This window comes from Inquilinus sp., assembly GCF_039594555.1.
Classification (GTDB): Bacteria; Pseudomonadota; Alphaproteobacteria; order DSM-16000; family Inquilinaceae; genus Inquilinus.
On sequence record NZ_JBCNNF010000379.1, the window covers coordinates 1 to 6,604 of the forward strand.

At 70.4% G+C, this 6,604-nt stretch carries 6 protein-coding genes; 2 read left to right on the top strand and 4 right to left on the bottom strand.

What is annotated here, in order from left to right:
- Window positions 1-817 (bottom strand): aminopeptidase P family N-terminal domain-containing protein (locus ABDW35_RS29065; protein ID WP_343717340.1); only part of this gene is annotated, 817 nt, incomplete at its 3' end.
- Between the two features lie 347 nt (window positions 818-1,164).
- Here ABDW35_RS29065 and ABDW35_RS29070 point away from each other — a divergent pair.
- Window positions 1,165-1,419, top strand: coding sequence for a DUF1127 domain-containing protein (locus ABDW35_RS29070; protein ID WP_343717341.1), 255 nt, complete (start codon window positions 1,165-1,167; stop codon window positions 1,417-1,419).
- Here the strand turns inward: ABDW35_RS29070 and ABDW35_RS29075 are convergent.
- From ABDW35_RS29075 to ABDW35_RS29085, 3 genes are all read right to left on the bottom strand, one after another.
- Window positions 1,416-2,669 carry an MFS transporter gene (locus tag ABDW35_RS29075; protein ID WP_343717342.1) on the bottom strand — a complete coding sequence of 418 codons (1,254 nt, stop codon included), beginning with the start codon at window positions 2,667-2,669 and terminating at the stop codon, window positions 1,416-1,418. The genes ABDW35_RS29070 and ABDW35_RS29075 overlap by 4 nt on opposite strands.
- A gap of 396 nt (window positions 2,670-3,065) precedes the next feature.
- A complete protein-coding gene (locus ABDW35_RS29080; RefSeq protein WP_343717343.1) occupies window positions 3,066-4,430 on the bottom strand; it encodes a glycerophosphodiester phosphodiesterase family protein in 1,365 nt (454 codons plus the stop codon).
- 139 nt (window positions 4,431-4,569) lie between these two features.
- Window positions 4,570-5,460, bottom strand: coding sequence for a 50S ribosomal protein L11 methyltransferase (locus ABDW35_RS29085; protein WP_343717344.1), 891 nt, complete (start codon window positions 5,458-5,460; stop codon window positions 4,570-4,572).
- A 154-nt stretch (window positions 5,461-5,614) separates the two neighbouring features.
- On the opposite strand from ABDW35_RS29085, the gene ABDW35_RS29090 reads away from it, so the two are divergent.
- On the top strand, window positions 5,615-6,604 hold a 990-nt coding region (locus ABDW35_RS29090; RefSeq protein ID WP_343717345.1), incomplete at its 3' end, for a lipase family protein.

Consider the following 6,604-nt stretch of genomic DNA (forward strand, 5'->3'; position numbering starts at 1 on the left):
GCCAGGCCACGCTCTCCGGCGCGGTCAGCACCACCGCGTCCAGCCGGTCGCGGCGCAGCGCCTCGGCCAGCTCGGCGCGCTTGTCGCGCGCGTCCTTGCCGGCCACGTCCAGCGCCTGGACGATGGTGGGGGAGATCGGGGCCGGCGGCTGGTCGGTCCACAGCGTGTCGATCGGATTCTCCTCGACCGCCACCAGCGTGCCGCCGGCGGCCTCGACGGCTTTGCGCGCCTTCTCCACCCAGGACACGGTGACCAAGCGCGGATCGTAGCCGGCGCGGCCGCCTTTCGGCATCGCCTCGGCCAGCCAGGCCTCGTGCGGTTCCTGGTGCAGGTGCCGCCGCTCCCACAGCGCCGGGTCGGTCTGCTGCTGCGCCTGGATGGTGTAGCGGCCATCGATGAAGATCGCCGCCCGCTCGGCGGTCACCACGGCGAGGCCGGCGGAGCCGGTGAAGCCGGTCAGCCAGGCCAGCCGCTCGGCCCGGGCCGGCAGGTACTCGCCCTGATGCTCGTCGGCATGCGGCACGACATAGGCGTCGAGACCGAGGCGGGCGAGGGCGCCGCGCAGCGCCGCCAGCCGCTCCGACGGCTTCGGCCCGGCGGGCCGGCGGGCGGCGGCGACGGCGACCCTGGCGGCGCGCAGCCGCTTGGCCTGGGCCTCGGTCGCGCCCGGGACCGCCAGCTCCATCCACTCCCGGTCGTCCAGTGCGGCTGGCGCGGCGACCACGCCCTCCAGCAGCTCCTGCAGCCCGGCGGCGTCATAGCGGCCGCCGGTGTCGGCGGCAGCGGCGGCGAGGGCATCGGCGAGATCGGTGGTCATCGGCAGCGCGTCCGTCAGCGGGGGCGGCCCGGGCGGCGGCGCGACCGGGCAGGATGACTCCTTATCGCGCATCGGCCGGGGCGGGGGAAGCGGCCGGGCACCGCTCCGATCAACCGCCGGCAGGCCGCGCAAACGGATATGTTGCTATGCACAAATTCGATATTGCGCTGCACAAACAAGCGCGCATTCTATCAATGTGAGATCGCCGTCTGGCGATCCGCCATCAACGACAATCTCGGAAACGTCTCCCGGAAGCTGCGTTCCTCCAGCCCGCCACGGCGCTGCCGCGGCGGATGTTGCAACGCAATAACCTGCGCCAGCAGGAAGCGGAAACACGGGACACGATCATGGGATACCAGCTTCTCGCCACCCTCATTCGCGGCTTCTTCCGGATCCGCGGCGGCATCGACCGCAGCCTGACCTATCACGAGCTGATGGAGCTGACCGACCGGCAGCTCGAGGATATCGGCCTGACCCGCAACCTGATCGAGACGGTGCTGGTGCAGGGCGACGAGGATGTCGCCGCCATGCTGCCGGAGGGCGCGGTGCGTGCCTCGCTGCAGCGCGCCGCCAACACCAACCGGCTCGTCGGCGCGGCTTAGCCCTTGTTCGGCTCGACGGCGGGCGTCTTCGGCGCCCGCGGGTCGAGGCCGATGGCGCCCTGTGTCGCCGGCTGCACGGAGACGAAGCCGGGCCGCGACTCGGCTGGCGCATGGGCCCGCCGGTTCATCCGGTACAGGGTGAAGGCCACCAGCACCACGTTCACCGCGCCGACGAAGGCGAACAGCGTCGGCGTGCCCAGCTGCACCATCAGCAGGCTGGCCGGCACCGGGCCGACCACGGCGCCGATGGCGTAGATCAGCAGCAGGCCGCTGGAGGTCTCGACGAACTCCCCGGCCCGGATCTGGTCGAAGGTGTGCGCCAGCGCCAGCGGGTACAGCGGCAGCGAGAAGGCGCCGTAGACGAAGGCGAGGCCGATCACCGCCGCCCCCGGCAGCCAGTCGACCGCCAGCAACGCGACGCCGGCCGCGGCGGTGCCGACGCCCGAGATCACGATCGTCCAGCGCCGGTCGACCCGGTCGGACAGCCGGCCCAGCGGCCATTGCCCGGCGGCGCCGCCCAGCACGGCGACGCTCATGAACAGCGCCACGGTCGCGGCGTCGAAGCCGCGGGCCTGGGCAAAGACCGGTCCCAGTGACCAGAAGGCGGCGTTGGCGATGCCGACCACCAGGCAGGCGGCGGCGCCAACCGGTGAGGTTGCGACCAGCCGGGCCAGCCGCAGCCGCACCACCTCCGGTGCCGGCGGGGCGGGGACGCGGGTCATGGCCAGCGGCAGCACCGCCAGGCAGATCATGATCGCAATCCAGGTGAAGGCGGCCATCGGGTTGCCGGTTTCCACCCCCAGCAGCATCTGGCCGATGGTGATCGCGACCAGGGTGACGATGGTGTAGAGCGACAGCACCGTGCCGCGGGTGCGGCTGGTCGCCTGCTCGTTCAGCCAGCTCTCGATCACCATGAACACCACGGCGAAGCAGAAGCCGGTGCCGCCGCGCAGCACGATCCAGGGCGCCGGGTGGACCAGCTGCGGGAAGGACAGGGCCACCGCCGCGGCCAGCGCCGCCACCGCCGCGAAGGTCCGGACATGGCCGGCGCGCCGCACCAGATGCGGGCCCAGCAGGCAGCCCAGAACGAAGCCGGCATAGTAGCCGGAACCGAGCAGGCCGGTGACCACGGTGCCGAAGCCGGCATCGGTGGCCCGCACCGCCACCAGCACCGCCTGAAGCCCGTTGCCGCACAGCATCAGCCCGACCCCGGCCAGGAGCGCGGCGACGGAAGAGAGCACGGCGGTCATCGGAGAACCTCGGCGGCACCGGCGGTGGACAAGCCCGCCGCCGGAGACCCAGCCTAGGCCGGGCCACCGCCCGGATTTTGTCCGAAAGCGACAGCCGCTGCAGCCGGAGCGCTGCGCCGGCGAGAAGAAAATGAGTCCCCCCTCCCCTCGCGGGAGGGGGGTAGGGGGAGGGGGTTTTCGCCATCAGGGCCGGCCTGGACTTCAGCGATCCGCTCTGGCCGCGGGTCCTGTCCCTTACGCATTCGTGCGCGGACGCGCGCAGACCCCTCCCCCTGCCCCCCTCCCGCAAGGGGAGGGGGGACTAAAAAAGAGCGGCTCCAGCTATTCTGAAAGATCTCGCAAGCGGGAGAGGTAACGCGTCAAACGATGTAATCTATGAACACCGTAGTCCCTGTCTCACCGCCCCAGCTCGTGCAGGTACGCGGCCCGCGCGGCGACGCCGGCATTGGTGAAGTCGGTGAACACGCCGTCGACGCCGAGGTGGAAGAACTTCAGGTACTCGGCCTGGGGATCGCCCTGGTAGTCGGCGGCCAGGTACTTGCCTTCGTTGCGGAAGGTGAAGACGTGGACGAACAGCCCGGCCTTGTGCGCGTCGGCCACCAGGCTGGTCGGCGGCTGGGTCGTCGCCTGCGTCGTCGACCCGGTGAAGGCCGTGCCGTCCGCGTTCTTGTCCTGCCAGGGCACGACCTTCAGCGGCACGATCTGCGGCTTCCACGGGCCGATGCCGTCGGCATAGGTCTTGATCTCGGCCAGCCCGGCCGGCGTCAGCATGGCGTCGAACCAGCGCGGGTCGCCGGCCACGGTCCAGTCATAGGGCCGGCTGTCCACCACCTCGTTGTAGATCACGGCGCCGGTCCTGTAGTCGACGTCGTAGCCGTCGATCAGCTGCACCACCTTGGTCTTCAGCCCGTGGGCGCGCAGGTATTTCAGGCTGCCCGGCTCGAAGCTCTGCACGAAGACCGGCGCGTCCTTGGCGTTCAGCCCGTTGGCGTCGAGGATCTTCAGCAGCGCGTCCTCCAGCGGCCGGCTGCCCGGCGCGCCGCAGCCATTGGCGATCGCCTGCTCGTTGTTCCAGGTCGGGTTCTTGGTCTCGGGGTAGACCGAGATGGCGCGGCCGGTCTCCTGGCTCTTGGCCTTGGCGATGTCGATGATCTCCTGGAAGGTCAGGATCGGGAACTTGCCGTTGAACTCCTTCGGCCGCAGGGCGGCGGCGTCATAGGTGGTGCCGCCCAGCCACTGCTTCAGCTCGGCCGCGGTGAAGTCGGTGATCGACCAGTCGCCGGTGTGGTCCTCGCCATCGACGATCAGCGACTTCAGCACCGATTTCGGGTCCTTCGGGTCGGTCAGGTCGGTCAGGTATTCCGACGGGCCGCTGGTCGGGGTCTGCGGCCAGGTGACCTTGACCATGACTCCGGGCACGGTGCGCTTGCGGGACGCGACCTCCGGGTTGGTCTTCGCCACCTCGGCGATGTTGGTGTTGTCGCTCAGCCAGGGGTTGTGCCGCGCGACCAGGACGCAGTCCCTGGTCAGGTGCAGATCCTCCTCCAGCGCGTCGGTGCCCAGCGCCGCCGCCATGTCGTAGGAGGGCTGGGTCTCCTCCGGCATCAGGCCGGGCAGGCCGCGATGGCCGATCACCAGCGGCGGCTTGCCGTCGAGGGTCTGGAAGGGCTGCGGATCGGCAGCGAGGATCGTGCGGCCGCCGGCGACCAGGGCGACGGCGGCGGCGAGGGCGATCAGCGAGACGGGGCGGAGGCTTCCCATGCGGGGCGACCTTTGGCTGGGGCTGGGTGACGGAAGCCCCAGGCTAGAGCGCCGGCCATGACGCATCCGTGACTCCGCCGCTGGAATCCGCGGTGCCAAAGATGAACAATTGGCAATGTTCGGGCGGGCGCCCCGGCCGTCAGCCCAGGATCAGCGTTGGCCAGCCGCGGATCGGGATCTTGTCCTGCAGCGTCAGCCGCTGCAGCCGGTGGGCCGCCTGCACCTGCGGTGCCTGGCGCTCCAGCAACCCGGCCAAGATCGCCACCCCGCCCGGCGCCAGGTGCCGGCGCAGATCGTCCGCCATCGCCATCAGCGGCCTGGCCAGGATGTTGGCGATGATCAGGTCGTAGGGCCCGTGCTCGGCCACCACCCGGCTGGCATAGCCGTTCGAGACCACGGCGGTGATCCGGTCCGACAGCTTGTTGATCCGGGCGTTGATCCGGGTGACGCGGATCGATTCCGGGTCGATGTCGGCGGCCAGCACCGGGGCGTGGAACAGCCGCGCGGCGGCGAAGGACAGGATGCCGGTGCCGCAGCCCATGTCGAGGATGCGGCGGAAGCGGCGGCGGCGCGACAGCCGGTCTAGCGCCCGCAGGCAGCCCTCGGTGGTCGGGTGCTCGCCTGAGCCGAAGGCGGTGGCGGCGTCGATGCACAGCGGGATGGTGCCGGGCGGTGGCGCATCCTCGATATGCGAGCCATGGATGAAGAAGCGGCCGATGCGCAGCGGCGGGAAGGCCTGGTAGGTGGCGGCCAGCCAGTCGGTCGGCGGCACCTTCTCCACCACCGGCGCCGGCAGGGCGACGCCCAGCATGCTCTCGACCAGGGCCAGCCGCGCGGCCAGCACCGTCTCGTCCGGCGGGGCGCGGTCGATCCCCTCGATCACCCAGTCACCGCCCTCCTCGATCTCGAAGGCCGCGACCGAGGCGAAGATGTCGTCGAAGGCGGTCTGCACCTCGTCGCCGATCTCGGGGCTGACGACGATGCTGGTGCGCCAGGCGGCGGCGGCTTCGGAGGGAACGGTGCGGCTCATCAAGGGTCCGGAAGGCAGGGGTCTGTGCTCGGCCGCACAGTATCGGTCCGGCCGTCGGATTGCATCCGCGTTGTCGCTCCCGTCCGTTCCGGCGAATTATAGGGCATTTCGCACAACTTATAGGTGTTGACGCCGACGGGGGCCGCGAGCGGTCATGATGCGCCCGGCCCGCATTCTCGCGCTGGCGAAGGACCGGCGCGTCACCATCCGCGCGGACATCGGAGGCGTCATGACACCGCAGGAGATCAAGCAGGGGGCCACCGGCCAGGCCGGCACCTCGGCCACGCCCTTCGCGATCAGCTATCTGCAGCTGTGCCAGATCTCGTATTTCTCGACCGACCAGATCCCCGAGGCGGTCCCCGGCATGCCGCCGCCGGGGGAGAACGCGCCGGATTCCGCGACCGGCAGCTGGAGCGTGGTCTGGGGCCCGGCCACGGATTGGGACGACAGCAACCTCGCCTATGCCACCGCCTACACCGACGCAGCGTCGAACCTGCCGGTGCTGCTGGTGGTCTGCCTGCGCGGCACCGATGTCCATGTCGACGACCCCTGGGGCATCCTCAAGCAGCTGTTCGAGGATCTGCGGGTGCCCGACCAGGTGGCGCTGCCCTGGGCGCCGACCAGCGCGGCGCGGGTCGCCAAGGGCACCTTGTCCGCGCTGGAGGTCATCCAGAAGCTCAGCTCGGGCGGCCAGACCCTGTCGGACTTCGTGACCGGCTATCTGAACGATTCGAAGAACCAGCAGCCGGTGCTGGTCGTCACCGGCCACAGCCTGGGCGGGGCGCTGACCACCGTCGTGGCCCCCTGGCTGCAGAGCCTGGGCACCATCACCAGCCCGATCGTCCCGGCCACCTTCGCCGCGCCGACCGCAGGCAACGCGGATTTCGCCGCGCTGTATGGCACCGATTTCAGCTATTCGCTGCGCTACTGGAACGACTACGACATCGTCCCGAACGCGTGGTGGAACCTGCCGGGGATCGCCACGATCTACCAGCCCTGCAACCTGACGCCGCCGAGCTACGTCACCGACGGGCTGACGCATTTCGAGAACGAGCTGCAGGGCGTCAGCTACGCCCAGCCGGCGGCGGACACCCAGCTCTTCGGCTCCTGCAGCAGCCTGGCCAAGACCTGGGCGCGCGAGATA

Excerpts from the sequence above, each read along its gene's own strand:
- ABDW35_RS29070 (WP_343717341.1), top strand. The coding sequence starts at position 1,165 with ATGGGATACCAGCTTCTCGCCACCCTCATTCGCGGCTTCTTCCGGATC.
- ABDW35_RS29080 (WP_343717343.1), bottom strand. The coding sequence starts at position 4,430 with ATGGGAAGCCTCCGCCCCGTCTCGCTGATCGCCCTCGCCGCCGCCGTC.
- ABDW35_RS29085 (WP_343717344.1), bottom strand. The coding sequence starts at position 5,460 with ATGAGCCGCACCGTTCCCTCCGAAGCCGCCGCCGCCTGGCGCACCAGC.
- ABDW35_RS29075 (WP_343717342.1), bottom strand. The coding sequence starts at position 2,669 with ATGACCGCCGTGCTCTCTTCCGTCGCCGCGCTCCTGGCCGGGGTCGGG.